The sequence below is a fragment of the Roseibium alexandrii DFL-11 genome (assembly GCF_000158095.2).
Classification (GTDB): domain Bacteria; phylum Pseudomonadota; class Alphaproteobacteria; order Rhizobiales; family Stappiaceae; genus Roseibium; species Roseibium alexandrii.
The window spans coordinates 1,696,057-1,717,207 of sequence record NZ_CM011002.1 but is presented as its reverse complement, the minus strand read 5'-3'; the positions used below and the strand labels follow the sequence as shown (position 1 = coordinate 1,717,207).

The following is a 21,151-nucleotide window of genomic DNA, read 5'->3' as shown; positions in this document are numbered from 1 at the left end:
GATTTTCTCCTACTGTCCCGCCATCTTTATTGTGCATGATGACGGTTAGAGACCGTTTGCCCGCGGTCCCAATTCGGGTTCTGCCGGGCGGACCCGGCAGAAGGCATCTCCTGACCTTTAAGGAGGTGCTTAGCTGATGACGAACGGCAACAGGCCGAGCAGGCGGGCGCGCTTGATCGCACGGGACAGTTCACGCTGCTTTTTCGCGGAGACCGCGGTGATGCGGCTCGGGACGATCTTGCCGCGCTCGGAAATGTAGCGCTGCAGCAGACGGATGTCCTTGTAGTCGATCTTCGGCGCGTTGGAGCCTGAGAACGGGCAGGTCTTCCGGCGACGGAAGAAAGGACGACGGCTTGGGGTCTGTGAAATATCAACCATTTTAACTTACTCCCCTTCAGCACGGCGCGGAGCGCGGTCGCCACCACGATCACCACCACGGTCGCCGCCGCGGTCACCACCACGGCCACCACGGTCGCCACCACGATCACCAAAGCGTCCGCCACCGCGGCCGCCGCGATCGTCGCGGTCACGTTTCTGCATCATTGCAGACGGCTCTTCGTCCAGTTCATCGACCTTGAAGGTCATGAAGCGCAGAACGTCTTCGGAAAGACCCATCTGACGTTCCATCTCGGCAACCGCTGCATGTGGCGCGGTGATGTTCATCAGCGTGTAATGCGCTTTGCGGTTTTTCTTAATGCGGTATGCGAGGGTCCGCAGACCCCAGTTTTCCACCTTGCCGATCGTACCGCCAGCGCCTTCGATGAGGCCCTTGTACTGTTCGACGAGGGTTTCGACCTGCTGGGCCGAAACATCCTGGCGTGCCAGGAAGATATGCTCGTAAAGAGGCATGGAAAATAGCCTTTCCTTCGGTTGACAACACAGGTTCGGCGCAAAGCCTCCTCGTAAGCCCGGAAAGGCTACGAGAAATCTTACGGGAGTGGGAACACGGGAAGTCGGATACTCTTTAGATATCCTGGCAAACGCCCTTCCGTTCAGCCCCCGGCCAAACCCGGATGAAGCGCGCTGTATACTCTGATTTTGGAAAAATGCAAGTGGGGGGCGAGCCGCCGACCCCCTTGTGCCTCAGTTACCCTAAAAACCGAAATCCCGCGGTTTCATGTTTTGCCGCCCACCAGCCTCGGCCGAGACCTCAACTTCCTGCCCAACCTCAATCCGCCCCGGCTTCAAAACCGAGGCATAAAGACCGAACTTGACGTCGAAGCCTTGGGAGATTGCTTTCAGGATCAGCGGTTCTGAAGACAGCCCGTCCTGTTTGGCGGTGACCATCACACAGCGTTCGGTCGGGTGGGTGATCTTGAGCCGGACATCACCAATTGTGAGGACGCGCCCCAGCAAATCCTCTGCGCTCATATGGTCCGGCGTGTTCAGCAAAAGGTTTGCGCGGAACCGGCGCGGGTCGAGATCCAGATGCGGAGACCGCGCCTGAAGCGCCTTCACCTCAGAGGACAGGATAATATGGACGGCACCGTCATCAAAATGCGTTGCGTCTTGGTCTTCAACGACTGTAACCGGCTGCCCGAGAAAGTCCGAGAGGCGGTGGGGCAAATCCCTGGAGCTGATTGGCTCCAATTTTTCTCCAGGAAGGCCAATGTGAACTTCATTGGCTTGTGTTTCTGCCCGGAGAAACAGCAAGTTGTCGATGCACTGGAAGTGGCTGGTGGATTTGCCACTGCCAAGTTTGCCGCTCGCATCCGCCAAAGCATACGCTCGGTCGCCAATCAGGCCGCGGTCATCAATGAAAGCCGCGTTCAACGGTTCCCCCAAAAGGGATTTGACGGGAAAACGCCAGATGGACTGGATGTTCATGCCTGCCGCCGCGACGAACGCTTTTGTCTTTCAGAAACGCCCAATCCCCTCAAAACTTCCCTTATCGCTCTTGACACTTTACCCTCGTCCGTTTCATAGCCTGCCGCCAAGGCACGTGGGCTTTTTATCAAAATGCCCAATCAAAAACGCTCTTCCTTGTAGCAACAGCTCGCGGCAAAAACAAAAATCACCGCTGGTTGAGGCCAATTCGGAGACTAATCCAGATGACCACCGCATTCACATTCCCCGGCCAGGGCAGCCAGGCTGTTGGCATGGGCAAGCTTCTCGCCGACACGTTTCCGGAAGCCAGGGCTGTCTTCGACGAAGTGGACGATGCGTTGGACCAAAAACTGTCTGACATCATGTGGAACGGCCCGGAAGGCGATTTGACGCTGACCGCCAATGCCCAGCCGGCTCTGATGGCCGTCAGTCTTGCAACCATGCGAGTTCTGGAAGCCAAGGGCCTGGATCTGAAAGCGTCCGTTTCCTTCGTTGCCGGTCACTCGCTGGGTGAGTACTCCGCTCTTGCGGCTGCCGGTAGCCTTGATGTTGCGACAGCTGCGAAGCTCCTGCGCGTGCGCGGCAACGCCATGCAAAACGCTGTTCCGGTCGGGCAGGGCGCGATGGCCGCGCTTCTGGGTCTCGATTTCGAGGCTGCTGCCGAAATTGCCAAGGATGCCGCGCAGGGCGAAGTCTGCCAGGCAGCCAACGACAATGCACCCGGCCAGGTGGTTGTGTCCGGTCATGTGGCCGCTGTTGAGCGCGCCGTTGAAATCGCCAAGGCACGCGGCGCGCGCCGGGCCGTGCTTCTGCCGGTAAGTGCGCCGTTCCATTGTTCGCTGATGGGGCCGGCTGCAGAGGCCATGGCTGAAGCGCTGACCAATGCCGATATCAAGGCTCCAGTCGTGCCGCTCGTTGCCAATGTTCTTGCAACGCCGATCACCGATCCGGTTGATATCCGCGACCGTTTGGTCGAGCAGGTGACCGGCACTGTGCGCTGGCGGGAAAGCATCTCCTGGCTGGCCGGCGAGGGCGTCGACACATTTGTTGAGGTTGGAACCGGCAAGGTCCTGACCGGCATGGTCAAGCGGATTGCCAAGGAAGCCAGCGGCATGGCCATCAATTCGCCGGACGACATTGACGCGGTCATCGAAAAGCTGTCCAGCTAAGATCCATAAAACAAAAACGAAGAACCCGGCCCGGCCAGGGCCTGTGCCATACGGCGCGAAACGCAAGGAAGGACGTCATATGTTCAGCTTGGAAGGCAAGAATGCGCTGATCACCGGTGCGACAGGCGGGATCGGGGAATCGATTGCCCGGGCGCTTCATGCTCAAGGAGCCACTGTCTCCCTGTCCGGTACCCGCGCCGAAAAGCTCGAAGCTTTGGCGGCCGACCTCGGCGAACGCGCTTTCGTGACACCGGCAAACCTCTCGGACCGCGAGGCTGTCATTGGCTTGCTGCCGGCAGCTGAAGAGAAGATGGGGTCGGTGGACATCCTGGTCAACAATGCCGGGATCACCCGAGACAACATCTTCATGCGCATGAAGGACGAAGAGTGGGACCAGGTGCTGGAAGTCAACCTGACGTCCGGCTTCCTTCTGTGCCGTGCCGCGATCAAGGGCATGATGAAGCGCCGCACTGGCCGCATCGTCGGCATCACGTCTGTTGTGGGCGTGACCGGAAACCCGGGGCAGGTCAACTATGCCGCAGCCAAATCCGGCATGATCGGAATGTACAAGTCTTTGGCGCGTGAAGTGGCAAGCCGCAACATCACCGTCAACTGTATCGCACCGGGTTTCATTGAAACCGCGATGACCGATGCGCTCAATGACAAGCAGAAAGATTCGATTTTGACCAGCGTGCCGGCAGGCCGTTTGGGCACAGCTGCCGAGATTGCGGCGGCCGCAACCTATCTTGCCAGCGACGAGGCCGCATATGTCACAGGGCAAACGCTGCACGTCAATGGCGGTATGGCAATGATTTAAAAGGATGATTTGCTGAGCAGGCAAAAATAATCCCGGCCGCAAAGAAGCGGCTCTGACCGGCTGGTAATGGTCAACAAAGTGTGTTACCTACCCGCCGATTGTTACAAATTGCACATCTTGGCCCGGTCTCAGGCCGGGGTGTGCAAAGACACACTTGAGTACAGTGAGTTCGGTCCGCCGCGTTTTAAGTCAACCGGTCCGGCGCCGTGCCGCGAGTGATGAACAGACGAAAACCAAGGAAGTAAAAGATGAGCGATATCGCGGATCGAGTTAAGAAAATCGTTGTCGAGCACCTCGGCGTAGACGCAGAGAAGGTTGTTGAAGGCGCAAGCTTCATCGACGATCTGGGCGCAGACAGCCTCGACACCGTTGAGCTGGTCATGGCTTTTGAAGAAGAATTCGGCGTTGAAATTCCGGACACTGCAGCTGAAACCATCCTGACCGTTGGCGACGCTGTAAAATTCCTGGAAGCCAACAAGTAAGGGGTATCCCCTTAGCTTGAACCTTATTTGAAGATCGGGCCGGCGGGGTAGTGTATCCCGCCAGGCCCTTCTAACGTAAGTGCGGGTGTATGAGGCGAGTAGTCGTAACAGGGTTGGGCATGGTAACGCCGCTGGGCGGCACTGCCGATGTCACTTGGAAGAATATCCTTGAAGGCAAAAGCGGTGCGAACAAGGTCACCGATTTCAAAATCGATGATGTTGCCTGCCAAATTGCGGCTCAGATACCGCGTGGCTCTTCCGACGAAGGCAACTTCAATCCGGACGACTGGATGGAAGTGAAAGAGCAGCGCAAGGTTGATGATTTCATCCTTTATGCGATTGCAGCCTCCGACCAGGCACTTGCGGACAGCGGCTGGAAACCCACGACCTATGAGGATCAGACCCGCTCCGGTGTTCTGATTGGATCGGGTATCGGCGGTTTGCAGGGAATTGAGCAAGCAGCTCATATCCTCGCCGAAAAGGGCCCGCGCCGTGTTTCCCCGTTCTTTATCCCGGGTCGGCTGATTAACCTTGCTGGTGGCTATGTATCGATCCGGCATGGTTTGAAGGGTCCCAACCATGCCGTCGTGACGGCCTGTTCAACTGGGGCTCACGCCATTGGCGACGCATCGCGGCTGATTGCCTATGGCGATGCCGATGTGATGGTGGCTGGCGGGACTGAGTCTCCGATTTGCCGTTTGTCTCTTGTCGGGTTTTCAGCCTGTCGAGCGCTGTCGACCGGCTTCAATGATGATCCTGAGAGAGGCTCGCGTCCGTATGACACCGACCGAGATGGTTTTGTCATGGGTGAGGGAGCCGGTATCGTCGTCTTGGAAGAGTATGAGCATGCGGTTGCTCGAGGCGCGAAGATTTATGCGGAAGTTGTTGGGTACGGCCTGTCTGGTGACGCCTATCACATAACAGCTCCGTCCATGGACGGTGATGGCGCCTATCGATGCATGGAAGCGGCCTTGAACCGCGCGGGCTTGACGGCAGCCGACGTCGATTACGTCAACGCCCATGGCACGTCGACGCCTCTAGGGGATGAAATCGAACTTGGAGCCGTAACCCGACTTGCCGGTGATCATGCGCCCAATCTGACGATGTCTTCCACCAAGTCATCTATCGGTCACCTCTTGGGTGCTGCTGGTGCTGTTGAGGCGATTTTCTCCGTCTTGGCAATTCGCGACGGAATAGCTCCGCCGACGATCAACCTGGACAATCCGTCCGTTGAAACCGAAATCGACCTTGTGGCCCACAATGCCAAACAAATGAACATTGATGTTGCGTTGTCGAACTCTTTCGGCTTCGGTGGAACCAATGCGTCACTTGTTTTCCGCAAAGTTGCCGCATAACGCATTCACAGTACATCGGGCGGGGAACCGATTCGTTGGCTCGGCCCGAGTGTCTTACACGTGACTGCAGTGTGACAGGCCCGTGAGTTCTTGTCAGGAGGTGCGATAGGCCATGGGCATTAAGCCGAAAAGTCCGCGCGAAGCGTTACAACCCGAGCAGGCACCAGCTCCTCCACAACGCTCACGTCATGTGCGCAACCCGATTGTTATTTTGATCAATATGGTCATTTCGCTGGCGGTCTTCGGGCTGGCAGCTGTTGGCGGCGCGCTGTATTTCGGCAAGCACATGTTTGAGCAGGCCGGACCGCTCACAGAAGAAGCGACGATCATCATTCCGTCTGGTTCCGGTCTGACCGGGATCACCGATCGCCTCGCAGCAAAAGGCGTGATCGACGACACCATGCTGGATGAGTGGGTCTTCCAGCTTGGTACCCGGTTCTACAAGAGTGCGACCAAGCTGAAAGCCGGTGAATACGCATTCGCGCCCGGTGTCTCCATGAACGACGTCATGACGGATCTGGTCGAAGGCAAAGCCGTGACGCATTCTGTCACGATTCCCGAAGGCTGGACCACCGCGCAAATCATCGAACGGGTCCGCGAACATCCGATCCTGGTCGGCGAGATTACAGAAGTACCTGCTGAAGGCGCACTTCTGCCTGAAACCTACACATTTGCGCGCGGAGCAACCCGCCAGTCTGTTTTGGATCAGATGAAGGCCTCGCAGGATAAACTTCTGGCTGAAATATGGGAGCGCCGGGTAGAGGATCTGCCGGTGGAAACACCGGAAGACCTTGTCATCCTGGCTTCTATCGTAGAAAAGGAAACGGCGCTTGCCGACGAGCGGCCTCGGGTTGCCGGCGTCTTTGTCAATCGCTTGAACCAGAATATGCGCCTGCAATCGGATCCGACGATCCTTTACGGCCTTTATGGCGGGCAAGCGTGGCTCAAGGACCGCTCTGCGATCAAGCAGTCGGAAATCGACGCCGAAAACAATTACAACACCTATCAGATAAACGGCTTGCCGCCGGGGCCCATCGGCAATCCGGGCCGCGCTGCCATGGAAGCAGTTGCCAATCCATCCCGGACAAAGGATTTGTTCTTTGTCGCCGACGGGACGGGCGGACACATTTTTGCAGAAACATATGATCAGCACCGCGCCAACGTACGCAAATGGCGCGAGATAGAGCGGCAACGCCGTCAGACAGAACAAAACTGACCGCACGCTGACACGATTTGGGGCACCGCATTTTGGCGGTCGAAACCGGTAGAGATCCGGAGGGGCATATGGCACTTGCCAGCATGACAGGGTTCGCGCGCGCGCCCGGTGAAACCGGCGTCGTTCGTTGGACTTGGGAACTAAGGTCCGTAAACGGAAAATCTCTCGACCTCCGCATCCGCATCCCAACCGGCCTTGAAGCGCTGGAACCCAAGATCCGGGAGCGCTGTAGCAAGGTTCTGCGCCGGGGCAACATCTCCATTGGTCTGTCGATGCAGCGGGATCAGGCGGAAAATCAGCTTCAGGTGAACGAAGCCGCCCTGGAATCTGTCTTGTCCGCGATCAAGTTGCTTGAAACCAGAATTCCAAATGTGGCTCCCCCCACCCTCGATGGAATTCTGGCGCAAAAGGGTGTTTTCGAGCTCAAGGAGCAGGAAGACGATGAGGCGGCGCAGCAGGCCTTGCACAGCGCTCTTTTGACCTCACTCGATGCGGCGCTGATTGATCTTGTTGACATGCGCCATTCTGAAGGCGCGGCGATCGGCAAGGTCGTTCACCAGCAAATCGATACGATTGCGAGCCTGACACAGGCCGCCGAAGACCTGCCAGCGCGCCAGCCGGAGGCTATCAAGGCCCGGCTGAAGAAGATGGTCGAGGAACTTCTTGATGCATCGGAGACAAAACTCGATCCGCAGCGCCTGCATCAAGAGGCGGTCTTTCTCGCGACAAAAGCAGATATCCGGGAAGAGCTTGACCGTCTGCACGCCCATGTGAATGCGGTGAGGGAGCTGCTCGACACGGGTGGCGCTATTGGCCGCCGTGTTGATTTTCTTGCACAAGAATTTAACCGGGAAGCCAATACCCTGTGTTCAAAGTCCAATGATGTGGACCTTACGGCAATCGGGCTGGACTTGAAGGCCGTCATAGATCAAATGCGCGAGCAGATACAGAACCTGGAGTGAAACGGTCATGACGGACACGGCAGTTGGAACGCGTGTAAGTGCGGATGAAGCCGAGCAGCAACGCCGCGGCCTCATGCTTGTGTTGTCCTCGCCATCAGGTGCCGGCAAGTCGACCATCGCCCGGCTGTTGCTGGAAAAGGAAGACAATCTCGAACTTTCCATTTCTGCGACGACCCGGCCACGCCGGTCGAGCGAAGTGGATGGGGTGCATTACCACTTCCTCGATCCCAACCGGTTCGAACAAATGCGGGCGCATGACGAGCTGCTGGAATGGGCGGAAGTCCACGGCAATTATTATGCGACGCCCCGCGGTCCCGTTGAAAACGCCATTGAAAACGGCCGGGACATTCTGTTTGATATCGACATCCAGGGCACGTTTCAGCTCTACGAAAAGATGCGCGACGACGTCGTTTCGATCTTCATTCTGCCGCCCTCCATCGCCGAAATGAAATCCCGGCTCTACCGCCGCGCGGAAGACGCGGATGATGTCATTGCCAAGCGGATGAAAACCGCCGTAGGCGAAATGCGTCACTGGTCAAAGTACGACTACGTGGTCGTGAATGACGATCTGGAACGGGCCTACGAAAATGTCCGGGCGATCCTGAAAGCTGAACGCCTCAAGCAGGCACGGTCGCCAAAAATCGGCTCCTTGATTCAAGGCATGGTGGACGACCTAGAAGTCGAATTGGACTCCAAAGGCTAAGTACCCGGGCGCTGCTCCAACGCGCTCAGAAGCGCAAGATGCCTAGAGTGCGCCTGCCGCATGAAACGTGTTCGCCAGGTTCACAAATCCTGCGATGTCAATTTCTTCTGCGCGGGCGGTTGGTTTAAGCCCAGCTTTTTCAATCAAGCGTTCTGCATCCGGAGACAGGGACTTCAGACTTGCGCGCAGCATCTTGCGGCGCTGTCCAAACGCAGCCGCAGTCAATTTTTCCAAGCTGGAAAGATTGCAGGGTAGGGGTGCAGGATTGGGGGTGAGATGCACGACCGCAGATGTGACTTTCGGTGGTGGGGTAAATGCCTTCGGGCTGATGTCGAACAAGATACCGCCGTTGCAGCGCCAACCGGCAAGAACTCCGAGCCGGCCATAGGCTTTGGAGCCGGGCGCTGCCGCGATACGTTCTCCGACTTCCTTTTGAAACATCAAGGTCAGCGACGACCAGAAGGGCGGCCAGTCGGGCGTGGTGATCCAGTTGATCAGCAGTTGAGTGCCGACATTATAAGGAAGGTTGGCCGCAATCCGCACTTTCCCACCACCCGTGATAGCAACCGGATCAATCTCAAGAGCATCGCCTTCGATGACTTCCAGGCGTCCGGGGTAATGATACGCTATTTCCGCCAATGCTGGCAGGCACCGGCTGTCTTTTTCAATCGCGACGACTTTCTTTGCACCAGCGGCCAGCAGAGCCCGGGTTAAGCCGCCCGGACCAGGGCCGATTTCGAGGATCGTATGATCCTCAAGGCTCCCAGCCGACCGTGCTATACGGGATGTCAGATTGAGGTCCAAAAGGAAATTTTGACCAAGCGATTTTTTTGCATTCAATCCATGAGCTGCGATGACGTCGCGCAAGGGCGGAAGATCGTCGATTTGGGCCATGCCGCGATTGATTTCCTAAAGCGTTTCAGGATGGGCCAGCGCATGTGCCATGCGGATGGCGGCACAGAAGCTGTCGATCCGTGCCATGCCGGTGCCAGCAAGCGTGTAGGCCGTGCCGTGGTCAGGAGACGTGCGGATGAAAGGCAGGCCCAGCGTGACATTAACGCTGTCGTCGAAGCCGATGGTTTTAGCAGGTACCAGAACCTGATCGTGATACATGCCGAGCGCGCAGTCATACTTCAGTCGGGCTTCGGGGTGAAACATTGTGTCCGCAGGGTGAGGGCCTGAAGCAGCAATGCCCATTGCTTTCAGCCGCTCAACAGCTGGAACAATGACATCCTGATCTTCCGTCCCCAAAGCGCCATTCTCGCCCGCATGCGGATTGAGGCCGCACAAAGCGAGGCGCGGGTTCTTGAAGCCGAACCGGCTCGTCATATCGTTTGCAACGATTTTGGCGGTCTCGACGATCAGATCTTCTGTCAACTGCTGAGGAACAGCGGAAAGGGGAACATGAATGGTGACCGGCACCACCATCAGATCCGGCCCTGCAATCATCATCACGGGTTTGGAGAGTTGGCCGGGCCAATTTTCTTCGGCCAATGCACCTAGAAACTCAGTGTGGCCGGGATGTTTGAAACTAGCCTTATAAAGCGCAGACTTGTTGATCGGATTGGTGACGATACCAATCGCAAAACCGTCAAATACGTCTTTCACACACGCTTCAATCGAGGCGATGACCGAAGCGGCTGCCGCAGGATCTTCTTCGCCTGGCGTATCGGTTAGGCTGGGTCCCGTTTGAACCACGGGCAGGGCATGGGAAAAACGATCCGAAGCTTGTTCTGGTGAGCAGCTTTCGAAGTGGACGGGAAGTTCGAGTTTTTCTGCCCGCTGACTTAGCAGCTGGAGGTCACCGCGCACGTAGAAGGGCGGAAGGCCGAGCCTCTTCCGATTGAACCAGGCCTGGAGGGTCAGGTCCGGGCCAATTCCGGCTGGTTCGCCGAGGGTGATGGCGACGGGTTTTCCTGAGCTTCGCATCTTGGAGCGCGGCATATTGATCAGCGATAGATGATCGTTGAGCGGCGCTTGGCATCCATCAGCAATCGGCGGGCTTGGCTCTCGCCTTCTTTGGCCCGCAATTCGTTTTCCAGCTTGGTGCGCATGGCAATGTCCGACTGGATCTCACGTTTCCCGCAAATGGCTATCATTTCAAATCCGACTGGGGTCGGGTTCGGATCGGTCAGTTTGCCCGGTCCCAGCTTTTTCACCTGATCAATGATATTCGGCGGAATTTCGGTTTCTAGCCGCCGTCCGATTGGCTGGACAACAACTTCCTTGTATTGGCCAAGGACGGAGCCCATGTCCTCGCAGCTGGAGACCGCTTTGCGCATCTGAGCGATTTCCCGGCGGCGTTGGGATTTGAAGCCATTGGAGGAGTTTTTCGGAACAACAACGATCACGCGCTGGAGATCATATTCTATGGATGTGGCCCGGTCTTCTTCATCGGTCTTGCGAAGGGCCGCGATGATATCGGATTCATCGACGTCGACACCGCCGCTAAAACGGGCGCGGACCAGCTTGCCCCAGATGAGTTGCGCTCGCAGGCGTTTCTTCAGGGTCTCCGCTCTCACTCCGCCCTGTCCGAGCGCTTGGGTCAGTCTGGCGGGGGTAAGTTTCACGTTCCGAGCAATATTGGCGTACGCGTTGTCGACTTCACTGTCGCTGACGCTCATGCCCATGCGGGTCGCCTCACCGACCTTGACTTGATCGTCGATCAGTTCCTGCACGGCCTCACGCCGGGCAACAGAAGCACTCTTTCGCAGAGTTAGCGTAATGAGCCGGGCACGCTGGGTGATGTCATAGTCGGTTATCGGCACATCGTTGACGATCACCTTGATTGCCGCATCAGCAGACGGTGCGATTGGCGCTGCCAAGAGTAGAGCCACGAGTGCGGACAAGATGACGAAGCGATTGCGCATGAAACTTCCGTGAGTTTTGGCCATGTTTGACGACACTGGATAACAAAGTGCACGCCAGAATAAAAGAGAAACCCGATGTTTCTCAGCATCTGGCTTATTTGGGGCATTCTGGTGGCAGGCCAGTGAAATAATAGCCCTACTTAAAGCAAAATCACTAGTTGTTGATCGCGTTGCTTTGAATCTGAGTATTTCCGAGTGTTCTCAAGCCAACCCGGAAAAACAAGAGGCGATTGGTTGTGTCGCCATCGTTGCGGCTGCGGTCTTCTGAATAGGACAATGAAAGCGAGAAGCCCTCGTCGTCATAGCCGACACCGACGCCGTCCTGAACGACGTTACTGTTCTGAAGATCGTAGCGCATGGAGCCGAACACACGCCAATTCTCCTGCAGCCGCAGGCTGGCTGAGCCGAGCAATTCTTCGCGCGTATCGTCAATGCCAACGTTCGGCTGGGCATCAAGGAAGGCGTAGGCGACCGATGAGACCACAGGTCCGTAGATGGCGCTGGCTTGGGCTTGCAAACGGTTGATCGAGAAGTCGTCCTTGTCGAACCGTGCCTGCGTACCGAGCTTCACACCGTATTTGGTGTCCAGATAGAGGCTACCGACATAGTCGGACAGATCGGATTCAAGTCCGGAATCCTGTGTCGCGCCAAGAATATCCGGGACCTTGTAGGAGTTCTCGCCGGCGAGATGATAGGACCGGCCGAAAAGGCCGGTTAGATAGTGGCCACTGTTCAGTTGAAGCTTGTAGTTCAAGCCCACATTGAGGCGGGTGCCGCCTTCAGCGCGGTCGAAACCGGAGAACTTGTCCGTGTCAAACAGGGTGGTCGTGTCGAAGACGATACTCTGTGCATCCTCGTTCGGCAGTTCCCCGATGCGCTGTTCGTTCGGGCGGGCGATGATCTGCGCGATCGGCTCGAAAATCTGGTTGCCGCCGTTGAAGCTTGCGATGATTGGATAGCTGTATTCCAGACCGATCGCCGGCATGGCACGGCCCACAAAACTCTCACCTGCGAGCGCTGTAACATCCGCATCCGGGGAGGCCAGGAAGAACAGATCGCCCTTCATATACGCGAACGGCGTAAATGTTTGACCCAGTGGATCGACAAAGGTCCGGCGCCAGTTGCCGTCGACCGACAGACGCGAAAACGTGCCGTCCACTCCGCGGAAGCGGGCATTGGTGCCGCCATCAATGGAAAAGGCGTCTGTTTCTTCACGGGTCAGCGAGGTGAAGTTTGCAGCCAGCGAAAGCTCACCATCCAGAACAGGGTCCGCAAATACGAAATCGTAGTCGACGACCGGCAGCACCAAGGGTTGTTTGCTCTGCAAGTTGCTTCCAACCGGCGAGAAACCATCCGCGTTGAAATTGCTCGACGTATAATCAGCCTGGGCAATCTGGAAGCCGTAGGTGTTGAAACTGAGAGCGTTGCGCTCAGTCAGGCCCTCGAAGTAAATCCGTGAGGTTTCATTCCCGCCCCAGCTTGTAAAGGAATAGTCTTCGAAGAAGGCCCGGTCACTCTTGTAAGTGACATCCCACCCGAGGTTCCAGGCGCCGGTCACATTGAATGTGCCTGTCGTTCGGAATGCACCGCGCATGTCGCTGTCGGCGCGTTGGGTATTAAACTGGTCCGGATCAAGCTGATAGATGCCACCGGCTGACAGCGAGAAGTCACCCCGCCGGAATTTCTGCCGGAAATCAACGTCGACAAAAAGCCCTTGCCTGGTCAGCGGAGTAAATGTTGTCGTCAGATCGCGGTGCGGGCTCAAGGCCCAGTAGTAAGGAATATTCGCCCCGAACCCGAGCTTGTCCGCAATCACCCAGTTGGGAATTAGAAAGCCGGAATGACGCTTGACGGTCGGATCAGGCATCGACAGGAACGGTGCATAAAGGACCGGCTGTCCGTAGAACTCGAGCGAAGGCTGCTCGAACCGGATCACCTTTTCCTGTTTGTCATGGACAATCGTTTTGGAGCGGATGCGCCAGAGCGGCGCTTTGCCCGCCGGACGCGATGGATTTGTGTAGACCGTGTAGACACCATTTTCCACGACAGTGACGTTGCCGTCTTCACGGGTTGCCTGCTCGGCAATCAGCCGCGTTCTGTTCGGCATGTCGATCTGAAGCGAGCGGGCGAAGGCCTGCGCAAAATCTTCCGACATCTGCAACTCTTCGGTTCGAAGAATGTTGCCTTCGGTATCGAGGAAGATGACGTTGCCTGTAGCCGTTAACTGCTGAGTACCACGGTTGAAAACGATCTGAGCCGCCTGAACCGTGTTGCCGTCGTAGTAGACCTGCACTTCGCCGCGCGCGGTAATGATGTCACGGTCGAAATCGTAGGTGAGGTTGTTTGCCTCAAGCAAAAGGTCTTCGTCAGCGGCGGGGGCTTCGCTGTTAAAAAAATCAAGGTTCTGTGCGGATGCAGAGTGCGGGGCCGTCAATATACCAGCTGACACGGCAAGAGCGCTGACGGCTGCCAACAGGCATGCGCGTCCGGCCCAAGTCTCTGTGTTCAGAAAAAACGGAAACGTCATGCGCCTTACCCGTCTTCCTGATGCAAGAGAATTGTCAAACCCATAAGTACCCCAAATATTCCCGGCGCCCACGCAGCAACCAACGGAGGCACGATTCCCGCCCCTCCGAAGTCCTTGGCCAGTTCCGTAAGAACGTAAAGCACGAACCCGGACAGGATTCCACCCAGAATCATCCGTCCCAATCCACCAAATCGCGAAACTTTAAGGGAAACCGCCGCTGCAATCAGGATCATGGCAATCAACAGCAATGGCCGCGCGAGCAGCGATTGATATTGTAGATTGTAACGATAGGCTGGCAAACCCGCGTTTCTCGCCAGATCGATAAACCGGGGCAGGTTCCAGAATGAAATCGATTCGGGCGATCCGATGCTCTCGCGAACCTCTGTCGCAGTCAGGAACGTGCTGATTTGATAGACGCTGTAAGACTGTGGATCGTTTTCGGTAGTGTAGACGATGGCATTGTCGAGATACCATGTCTCGTTTCCAAGACGTGCCTGTTCTGCTTCGATCCGCTCACGGAACGTACCGTCTTCATCAAAGGTGAAGACCGTCACCCTTAAAAGGCGTGTCCCGTTGTCCAGAAGCTGAGAAGCGCGCAGCACGGACTCCCCATCAAGGCCGTCCTGACGGACCCAGACCTCTCCGGAGCTCTGCAACAAAAAGGTCTGATCGGCCCCAAACAATCCGGCAGCAGCTTCTTCTGATTTTTGCTGAAGGTAGACTGCAGCCGGATTGTAGACCGTGATTGAAAAGATCCCGAGGAACAGGCCGACCAAAACCGCTGGCGTCGAAAACTGCCAAACCGAAATGCCGGCGGCCCGCGTCACAACCAGCTCCAAAGCCCGGCTGAGTGTTACGAAGGCTGCGATCGCACCGAAGAGAACCGTGAACGGGATGACCTGCTCCAGCAGGAGTGGGACCCGCAGGAGCGAAATATAGGCGACCCGCATCACGGTGAAACCTTCCCGGTCGCTGCCGCGCCGGACAAGTTCCAGAACGTCGAACAGGAAGAGCAGCACTGCTGCGAACAGGAAAAGGCCAAGGATCGCTTTGATAAAGCGGCCGGAGAAATAGACTGAGAGGGTCCGTCCCAGGATCATGACGCGCTCCCGGCCCGATTCCTGGTCAATTTTGCGGTGATAGCTTCAACCCAGTCTCCGATCATGAGCTGGAACCGTTGGAGGGCCTGAGACTGTTTGCCCTGGTGCCCGCGGAGGATCGAAACAAGGGCCAATCCACCGCCCAGAACCGGAACCACATACCGCATTGCATAGAGCACTGCAGAATCGTTGGAAATTGCTGTGATGCCAAAACCGGTTGTGCGCAAAAGAACGCAGCAGGTGATCGCGCCAACGATGGCCATGCCGCGCCCCTGCCGGGTCGTCCGTGCAACGCCAAGGAATGCAAAAACAATCAGGGCGAATGACAGGCAGTAGAGCGGCAAACTGAACCGCTCATGAATTTCAGCCCGAAGCCGTTCCGGATGTGTGACCGCGAAATAATCATTTCCGGGCGGGCCAAGGAGGTTTGCAGTGCTTCTTTCGCTCGGTTTGAAGACCGGTTCGCTTGCCTCCGGGATCAGGTTGGACAGATCGAAGGCATAGGATTGAAAGCGGACGATCGACATATCCCCGACCTGTTTCGGCCGCCGCTGGATCGTGCCGTTCTGCATCACCAGCAATGTCCGGCCGGCCGCCTCGACGATATTTCCGGTTTCAGCCTGGTAGGTGAAAGCCGTATCCGGATCCCGCGTGTCGTGCATCAAAAGACCGTCGAGCGTACCTTTGCCCGAACGGTTCCGGATGTGGAAGGTCAGTCCTTCTTCAACGTTGATGAAGCGGCCCGGTTTGACGATGTTGGCAACGAGGTCTGCGCGCACACGTGTGATTTCGGTTCGAAGCTGGGCAAGGCCAGCGGGCGCGACATAGAGCGATAAGGCAGACACCAGCAGCATGATGATGGTGGCAAACGCAAGCACGGGCTTGAGCACCAGAAATCTGGATCCACCGCTTGCATCAATCACGATCAGCTCGCTGTCGCCGGAGAGCGAGTTCAAAACCAGTATGAGCGCGATCATGAGCGCAAAGGGCGCGACCGTGACGATCAGAAACGGCAGAGCCAGCATGGTGATGCCGATGAACTGGACGATCGTCTGCCCCTTGGACGTCACAAGGTCCAGCTGCCGGAGCGCCTGCGTTGCCCAAACGACCCCCGTCATGGCGGCGAGCGTGAGCGTGAACGCATAGGCGGTGCGCCGAATGATGTAGCGTTCCAGCGTGTTCATGGCAGCTGCCGGATACTCCGTACAAATCTCATAAAATTTGACTTTATGTTCAATAACACGGGATGTGGTGAATGGCCCATGAAAGAAGATGGTTAATATACATTAATTTGCAACTGATCTTGCCGAAAACGCTTTAAAACGCCATCATTTAGCAATCTAGGCCGTGTGGACGAATTGGAGACGCGTTTCGTGAGACAGGTACCGATATATGGCGGCGACGGTCCTGCAGAGCGTATTGGACATACGCTCCAGGGACTGTCGGTGTCAGATCGACGGTTTTTGTCTAACCCAAGGGGCCGGGTTTCCATACCTCAATTCCGGCGCAAATCTGTCTTGATGATGCACAAGCATCACCATCACCAGATTTCCTTGATCTTGATAGATGCCAATCCCGGCGAAATGCATCTCCAATTCGCCCACACGGCCTAGGGATATCTCCCGGCAAGGACACAACGGTGTCCTGTTTTACATCCTGATGACTTCGACCGACCTGCAAGGACAAACGATGACTAAGCTGAACAAGATCTCCTTTTCTAAAATCGACGCTCCGTCAAAGGGGATTGTGGTTGCTTTGGCAGGCGAGGCATTGGCAACGGGAGCTGCGACAGCAGGACTGGTCGGGGATTTGACCGGCGGCCTGGCGAATGTCGCGGAGATCGGAGGGTTCTCCGGAAAGAAAAAGACCAGCCTCGACCTTGTCGCACCAGGTGGTCTTTCACTCGATCGGCTGATCATTTTCGGGACTGGTGCAGTGGACGGGTTGACACGTGATGACTGGCGCGCGTTCGGTGGTGCAGTATTTGCCAGCCTTAAATCGACCAAGGCAGAGACGGCGACAGTCGTTCTTGAGGCCCCGGAAGGCGATGAGCTGGATGCGGAGCTTGCAGCTGAATTCGCAATGGGCGCCAAACTGCGCGCTTATGAATTCGACAAGTACAAATCCAAAAAGGACGACGACAAGGCCAAGAAAACGCTCAAGCTGACCCTTCAAGTTGCAGATCCCAAGGCCGCGCGGAAAGCCTGGTCCACTGCGGAAGGCATTGCCGATGGGGTGATCCTGGCCCGTGATCTGGTCAACGAGCCGGCAAATGTTCTTGGACCGGTCGAATTCGCGGCCAAGGCCGCAGAGCTGGAGGCTCTTGGAGTTGAGGTCGAAATCCTCGGCGAAAAGGAAATGAAGAAGCTCAAGATGGCTGCGCTTCTCGGCGTTTCGCAAGGATCGGTCCGTCCGCCGCGCCTTGCCGTCATGCGCTGGAATGGTGGCAAGAAAGGTGCAGCGCCCGTCGCCCTGGTGGGCAAGGGCGTGGTTTTCGACACCGGCGGGATCTCCATCAAACCCGCCGGCGGTATGGAAGACATGAAGGGTGACATGGGTGGTGCGGCGGCCGTCACAGGCGCCATGCACGCAGTTGCCGCCCGCAAGGCCAAGGCAAATGTAGTGGGTGTCATCGGTCTTGTCGAAAACATGCCGGACGGCAACGCACAACGGCCCGGCGATATCGTGACCGCCATGTCGGGAACGACCATCGAGATCCTGAATACCGACGCCGAAGGCCGTCTCGTTCTGGCCGATGCCATGTGGTACACGCAGGAAAAATACAAGCCGGCAATCATGATCGACCTTGCAACACTGACCGGTGCGGTCCTGGTTGCACTCGGCAATTTGAACGCGGGTCTCTTCTCAAACAATGATGAGCTTGCCGACAAGCTGTTGGAGGCTGCCAAGGCCAGTGGTGAGCCGCTGTGGCGCCTGCCGTTGTCGAAGGATTATGACAAGATCATCGACGCGCCGAATGCCGACGTGAAGAATACCGGTGGGCGGTGGGCCGGATCCATCACCGCTGCGCAGTTCCTGCAGCGCTTTTCCAACGACGTGCCGTGGGCGCATCTGGACATTGCCGGCACCGCTTTCGGAGCGCCCAAGGATGATATCTGCCAAAGCTGGGCGTCCGGCTACGGCGTTCGCCTGCTCAACCAGCTGGTGGCCGACCACTACGAGAGCTGATTGAAAAGAGCTGAAAACAAAGAAAAACCCGCCGAATAGGCGGGTTTTTCATGGACTGAAGTGTCCGTAAATCAGCAGGTCTTATAGGCCTGACATGCGGTCGCAGGTTCGACCAGAAAACCCATGCCGACAGTGGCTCCAGCTACACAAGCCACCAATCCGCAAAACACAACTACTCGTGCAAGCATACACAATCCCCATCTCGGCCGGGTCGGGAAACCGTACCCCAGCCATAACGCCAGATCTTGAAAGATCGTCCCCGGCGGTAAGCCTAACGAACGGTTATTTTCGGAAGGTTAATGCAACGACTCGGCTATGGTGTCCACGGTCGGTTTTGTGTTGACGCAATTTGCCGCTCTTCCTGTGGCCGAGCTGCATCACTTCTTGCCACCACTGCATGTTAGTCCTGTGCATGGTGACTGATAGTGAGTCTTCAAAAAGGTGTTGTTGAAACCTTATGAGCGTTGAAGTTGTCTTTTATCATCTCTTGCACAAGCCGCTGGAGCTGGCGTTGCCGGAGCTTCTTCAAAAGTGCCTGGAACGTAACTGGAAAGTGGTTGTGCAAACCGGATCCCAGGAGCGGTGCAACGCGCTCGATGCACACTTGTGGACCTATCAGGACGACAGCTTCCTGCCGCACGGCACCAAGGCCGATGGTTATGCGGAACATCAACCGATCTATCTGACCTTCGAGCAAGACAACCCGAACGAGGCGGATGTGCGGTTTCTGGTGGACCGGGCCGCGCCGCCGACACTCGACCCTTACAAACGCGCGATCTACATGTTTGACGGCAATGATCAGGGGGCGGTCGACGAAGCGCGAACGGCTTGGAAGGAGGCCAAATCCTCCGGTTTCCAGATCGCTTATTGGCAGCAAACGGAAGCGGGCGGCTGGGAGCGTAAGGCATGAGCGACAAGACGGTTCACTCCGACAGCGCATTTATGGCGCGCCGGGATGCGGCTCGGGACCGGATTGACGCACTGACCGGCGCCAAGGGGGGCGCTGCGGATGACCGGCTGGCGTGGTTCCATACGGTCTACCGTGAAGCTGGCGGTGATCCGGCCGCTGTTCCGTGGGCGGACTTGGCACCCAAGCAGGCAATTGTCGATTGGCTGGCTGAAAATCCGGGAAACGGTAAACGCGCCATCGATATCGGGTGCGGCCTTGGAGACAATGCGGAGGCTCTCGCGGCTGCGGGGTACAAAACCGAGGCCTTCGATCTGTCGGAAGACGCTATTTTGTGGGCGCAAAAACGGTTTCCGGACAGTTTTGTCTCATACCGTGCGGCAGATCTTTTTCAGTTACCAAGCGAGTGGCTGGCTGCGTTCGATCTGGTTCAGGAGTGCTACACCATTCAGGCGCTTGATGGCGACTTGCGCACCAAGGCGATTGAGGTCATGGCCGGTCTGGTTGCACCGGGTGGACAATTGCTTCTGATCAACCGCAGCCAGGATGAGACCGGCGCAGCCAAGGGACCGCCATGGCCGATGAAACCGTCTGAATGGCAGCGTTTCGAAACGTTCGGTCTGACGATGGTCCGCGAAGAGTTTTATGAAATTGAGCGTCCGGGCCGGATCATTCCCCATGTCCGGGCGGTATTTTTTCGTAAGTGGTAAGCCAGTACCTTAGTCCAGTTCTGGTGACAGTGCTTTAGATCAAAGGGGTGTCTCATAGTTCGCAATTGACCGGAGGAATTCCGGTTGATGCCGGATGATTGAATGCTTCCGGTGTTTTGATCAAATGAAGTGTACAGTCTAAGGAAATAGTTGTCGCCGATTTGTCAGCGAAGGCCGCAAGTTTACTGCGCCATCATGTGGAAACTGCCTCAGAGGCAGGGAAATTCTTTGCATTGACAGAGTTCCTGCCGCTAAGTGAAGCGCTGCCGGGTTCATTAACGGCTGGCAGCTGGGTTAAGCTCTTTTAGGGGATGGGAAATGGGATTCTTTGATTTTGTGAAAGATGCGGGCAAGAGCCTATGGGGCGATGATGAGGCACCGGAAGACAGCGCCAAGGCGATTGAAAAGGAAGTCGCCAAACTTGGTCTTGATGGCGACGTAAAAGTCGAAGTCGAAGGCGACACCGTGAAAGTTGCTGGAGCTGCACCAACCCAGGAAGCGCGCGAAAAACTGATCCTGGCGGTCGGCAACGTACTGGGTATTGCTAAGGTCGAAGAAGAGATCGAAGTGGCCGCCGCCGAGCCGGAAGCCAAGTTCCACACGGTGGAAAAAGGTGACACGCTTTGGGCGGTTTCTGAAAAAGCCTATGGCAATGGTGCCAAATACGAGGCTATTTTCGAAGCCAACAAGCCGATGCTCTCTCATCCGGACAAAATCTATCCGGGTCAGGTCTTGCGCATTCCGGCGCTTTAAGAACATGAATTAAAAGAATAGGTTGAGGAGATCTACCCGTGACCCAAAAACTGAAAATCTCCTCAGCCGAACTGGTGGCGCAGGCGCGGGCGAAAATCGAAGAAATCGACGCCAAGGACGCCATCGCGTTGGTCGAGGACCCGCAAGTTCAGTTTGTTGACCTGCGCGATGTCCGCGAGCGCAAGCACTCTGGATACATTCCAGGCAGCTTTCACTGTCCGCGTGGCATGACAGAATTCTGGGTTGATCCGGAAAGCCCTTATTTCAAGGAGATTTTCGGCCAGGACAAGAAGTTCGTCTTCCACTGCGCCGCTGGCTGGCGCTCGGCGCTAACGGTTGCAACCCTGAAATCCATGGGGTTTGAAGCCGCCCACATCACCGACGGTTTCGCTGATTGGGTCAAACAGGGCGGTCCGGTCGAAAAAGACGATTGAGGGCGGGGCAGCCGAACAGAATAGCCGTCATCCCCGCCCTGTGCGGGGGCCACGCGATTTTGCGCTGAAACCGGCGGACACGGGTGCCCATGGATCCCCGTACAAGTCGGGGATGACCGCGGAGAATGGT

General features: G+C 56.6%; 21 protein-coding genes. 12 read left to right on the top strand and 9 right to left on the bottom strand.

The window, feature by feature from the left end; all coding sequences use genetic code 11:
• Positions 1-129 precede the first annotated feature (129 nt).
• From rpsR to SADFL11_RS07900, 3 genes are all read right to left on the bottom strand, one after another.
• On the bottom strand, positions 130-378 hold the full coding sequence (gene rpsR, locus SADFL11_RS07910; RefSeq protein WP_008195755.1) for a 30S ribosomal protein S18: 249 nt from the start codon (positions 376-378) through the stop codon (positions 130-132).
• A 6-nt stretch (positions 379-384) separates the two neighbouring features.
• Positions 385-849, bottom strand: a complete 465-nt coding sequence (gene rpsF, locus SADFL11_RS07905; protein ID WP_008188757.1) for a 30S ribosomal protein S6 — start codon at positions 847-849, stop codon at positions 385-387.
• Positions 850-1,092: 243 nt separating this feature from the next.
• Complete coding sequence (locus SADFL11_RS07900) at positions 1,093-1,827, bottom strand: MOSC domain-containing protein (protein WP_134852952.1); 735 nt, start codon at positions 1,825-1,827, stop codon at positions 1,093-1,095.
• A 224-nt stretch (positions 1,828-2,051) separates the two neighbouring features.
• Here SADFL11_RS07900 and fabD point away from each other — a divergent pair, with 224 nt between their 5' ends.
• The 7 genes from fabD (at position 2,052) to gmk (ending at position 8,531) form a co-directional block, all read left to right on the top strand.
• On the top strand, positions 2,052-2,996 hold the full coding sequence (gene fabD, locus SADFL11_RS07895) for an ACP S-malonyltransferase (RefSeq protein ID WP_008193306.1): 945 nt from the start codon (positions 2,052-2,054) through the stop codon (positions 2,994-2,996).
• A 79-nt stretch (positions 2,997-3,075) separates the two neighbouring features.
• Positions 3,076-3,813 (top strand): 3-oxoacyl-[acyl-carrier-protein] reductase, encoded by a 738-nt coding sequence (fabG, locus tag SADFL11_RS07890; protein WP_040451852.1) that lies wholly within the window; start codon positions 3,076-3,078, stop codon positions 3,811-3,813.
• A gap of 248 nt (positions 3,814-4,061) precedes the next feature.
• Positions 4,062-4,295 (top strand): acyl carrier protein, encoded by a 234-nt coding sequence (locus tag SADFL11_RS07885; protein ID WP_008194310.1) that lies wholly within the window; start codon positions 4,062-4,064, stop codon positions 4,293-4,295.
• Between the two features lie 89 nt (positions 4,296-4,384).
• Positions 4,385-5,650 (top strand): beta-ketoacyl-ACP synthase II, encoded by a 1,266-nt coding sequence (fabF, locus tag SADFL11_RS07880; protein ID WP_134852951.1) that lies wholly within the window; start codon positions 4,385-4,387, stop codon positions 5,648-5,650.
• 112 nt (positions 5,651-5,762) lie between these two features.
• On the top strand, positions 5,763-6,866 hold the full coding sequence (gene mltG, locus SADFL11_RS07875; RefSeq protein ID WP_040451854.1) for an endolytic transglycosylase MltG: 1,104 nt from the start codon (positions 5,763-5,765) through the stop codon (positions 6,864-6,866).
• Between the two features lie 68 nt (positions 6,867-6,934).
• A complete protein-coding gene (locus SADFL11_RS07870) occupies positions 6,935-7,828 on the top strand; it encodes a YicC/YloC family endoribonuclease (RefSeq protein WP_040451855.1) in 894 nt (297 codons plus the stop codon).
• Between the two features lie 7 nt (positions 7,829-7,835).
• Positions 7,836-8,531, top strand: coding sequence for a guanylate kinase (gene gmk / locus SADFL11_RS07865; protein WP_008190497.1), 696 nt, complete (start codon positions 7,836-7,838; stop codon positions 8,529-8,531).
• Between the two features lie 42 nt (positions 8,532-8,573).
• Here gmk and rsmA read toward each other — a convergent pair whose 3' ends face one another.
• The 6 genes from rsmA to lptF all read right to left on the bottom strand — a co-directional run bounded on the left by rsmA (position 8,574) and on the right by lptF (position 16,212).
• Positions 8,574-9,425: a 16S rRNA (adenine(1518)-N(6)/adenine(1519)-N(6))-dimethyltransferase RsmA gene (gene rsmA / locus SADFL11_RS07860; RefSeq protein WP_008196011.1), complete on the bottom strand. Its 852-nt coding sequence runs from the start codon at positions 9,423-9,425 to the stop codon at positions 8,574-8,576.
• Positions 9,426-9,440: 15 nt separating this feature from the next.
• The gene (gene pdxA, locus SADFL11_RS07855; protein WP_008196234.1) at positions 9,441-10,475 is read right to left on the bottom strand and encodes a 4-hydroxythreonine-4-phosphate dehydrogenase PdxA; all 1,035 of its coding nucleotides are present in this window, start codon (positions 10,473-10,475) and stop codon (positions 9,441-9,443) included.
• A gap of 5 nt (positions 10,476-10,480) precedes the next feature.
• The gene (locus SADFL11_RS07850) at positions 10,481-11,401 is read right to left on the bottom strand and encodes a peptidylprolyl isomerase (RefSeq protein ID WP_050776213.1); all 921 of its coding nucleotides are present in this window, start codon (positions 11,399-11,401) and stop codon (positions 10,481-10,483) included.
• A 154-nt stretch (positions 11,402-11,555) separates the two neighbouring features.
• Positions 11,556-13,928, bottom strand: a complete 2,373-nt coding sequence (locus SADFL11_RS07845; RefSeq protein WP_008192259.1) for an LPS-assembly protein LptD — start codon at positions 13,926-13,928, stop codon at positions 11,556-11,558.
• A 5-nt stretch (positions 13,929-13,933) separates the two neighbouring features.
• Positions 13,934-15,028, bottom strand: a complete 1,095-nt coding sequence (lptG, locus tag SADFL11_RS07840; RefSeq protein ID WP_008194286.1) for an LPS export ABC transporter permease LptG — start codon at positions 15,026-15,028, stop codon at positions 13,934-13,936.
• Positions 15,025-16,212 carry an LPS export ABC transporter permease LptF gene (gene lptF / locus SADFL11_RS07835; RefSeq protein ID WP_008191985.1) on the bottom strand — a complete coding sequence of 396 codons (1,188 nt, stop codon included), beginning with the start codon at positions 16,210-16,212 and terminating at the stop codon, positions 15,025-15,027. Before lptF ends, lptG begins: the two co-directional genes overlap by 4 nt.
• A 505-nt stretch (positions 16,213-16,717) precedes the next feature.
• Between lptF and SADFL11_RS07830 the strand changes: the two genes are divergently transcribed.
• From SADFL11_RS07830 to SADFL11_RS07810, 5 genes are all read left to right on the top strand, one after another.
• Positions 16,718-18,217 (top strand): leucyl aminopeptidase, encoded by a 1,500-nt coding sequence (locus tag SADFL11_RS07830; protein WP_040453300.1) that lies wholly within the window; start codon positions 16,718-16,720, stop codon positions 18,215-18,217.
• Positions 18,218-18,674: 457 nt separating this feature from the next.
• Positions 18,675-19,127, top strand: a complete 453-nt coding sequence (locus SADFL11_RS07825; RefSeq protein ID WP_008193128.1) for a DNA polymerase III subunit chi — start codon at positions 18,675-18,677, stop codon at positions 19,125-19,127.
• Complete coding sequence (locus tag SADFL11_RS07820; RefSeq protein ID WP_008196642.1) at positions 19,124-19,834, top strand: class I SAM-dependent methyltransferase; 711 nt, start codon at positions 19,124-19,126, stop codon at positions 19,832-19,834. The genes SADFL11_RS07825 and SADFL11_RS07820 overlap by 4 nt, the downstream gene beginning before the upstream one ends.
• A 318-nt stretch (positions 19,835-20,152) precedes the next feature.
• The gene (gene lysM / locus SADFL11_RS07815) at positions 20,153-20,587 is read left to right on the top strand and encodes a peptidoglycan-binding protein LysM (RefSeq protein WP_008191622.1); all 435 of its coding nucleotides are present in this window, start codon (positions 20,153-20,155) and stop codon (positions 20,585-20,587) included.
• 38 nt (positions 20,588-20,625) lie between these two features.
• On the top strand, positions 20,626-21,021 hold the full coding sequence (locus SADFL11_RS07810; protein WP_008193039.1) for a rhodanese-like domain-containing protein: 396 nt from the start codon (positions 20,626-20,628) through the stop codon (positions 21,019-21,021).
• Positions 21,022-21,151: the final 130 nt, after the last annotated feature.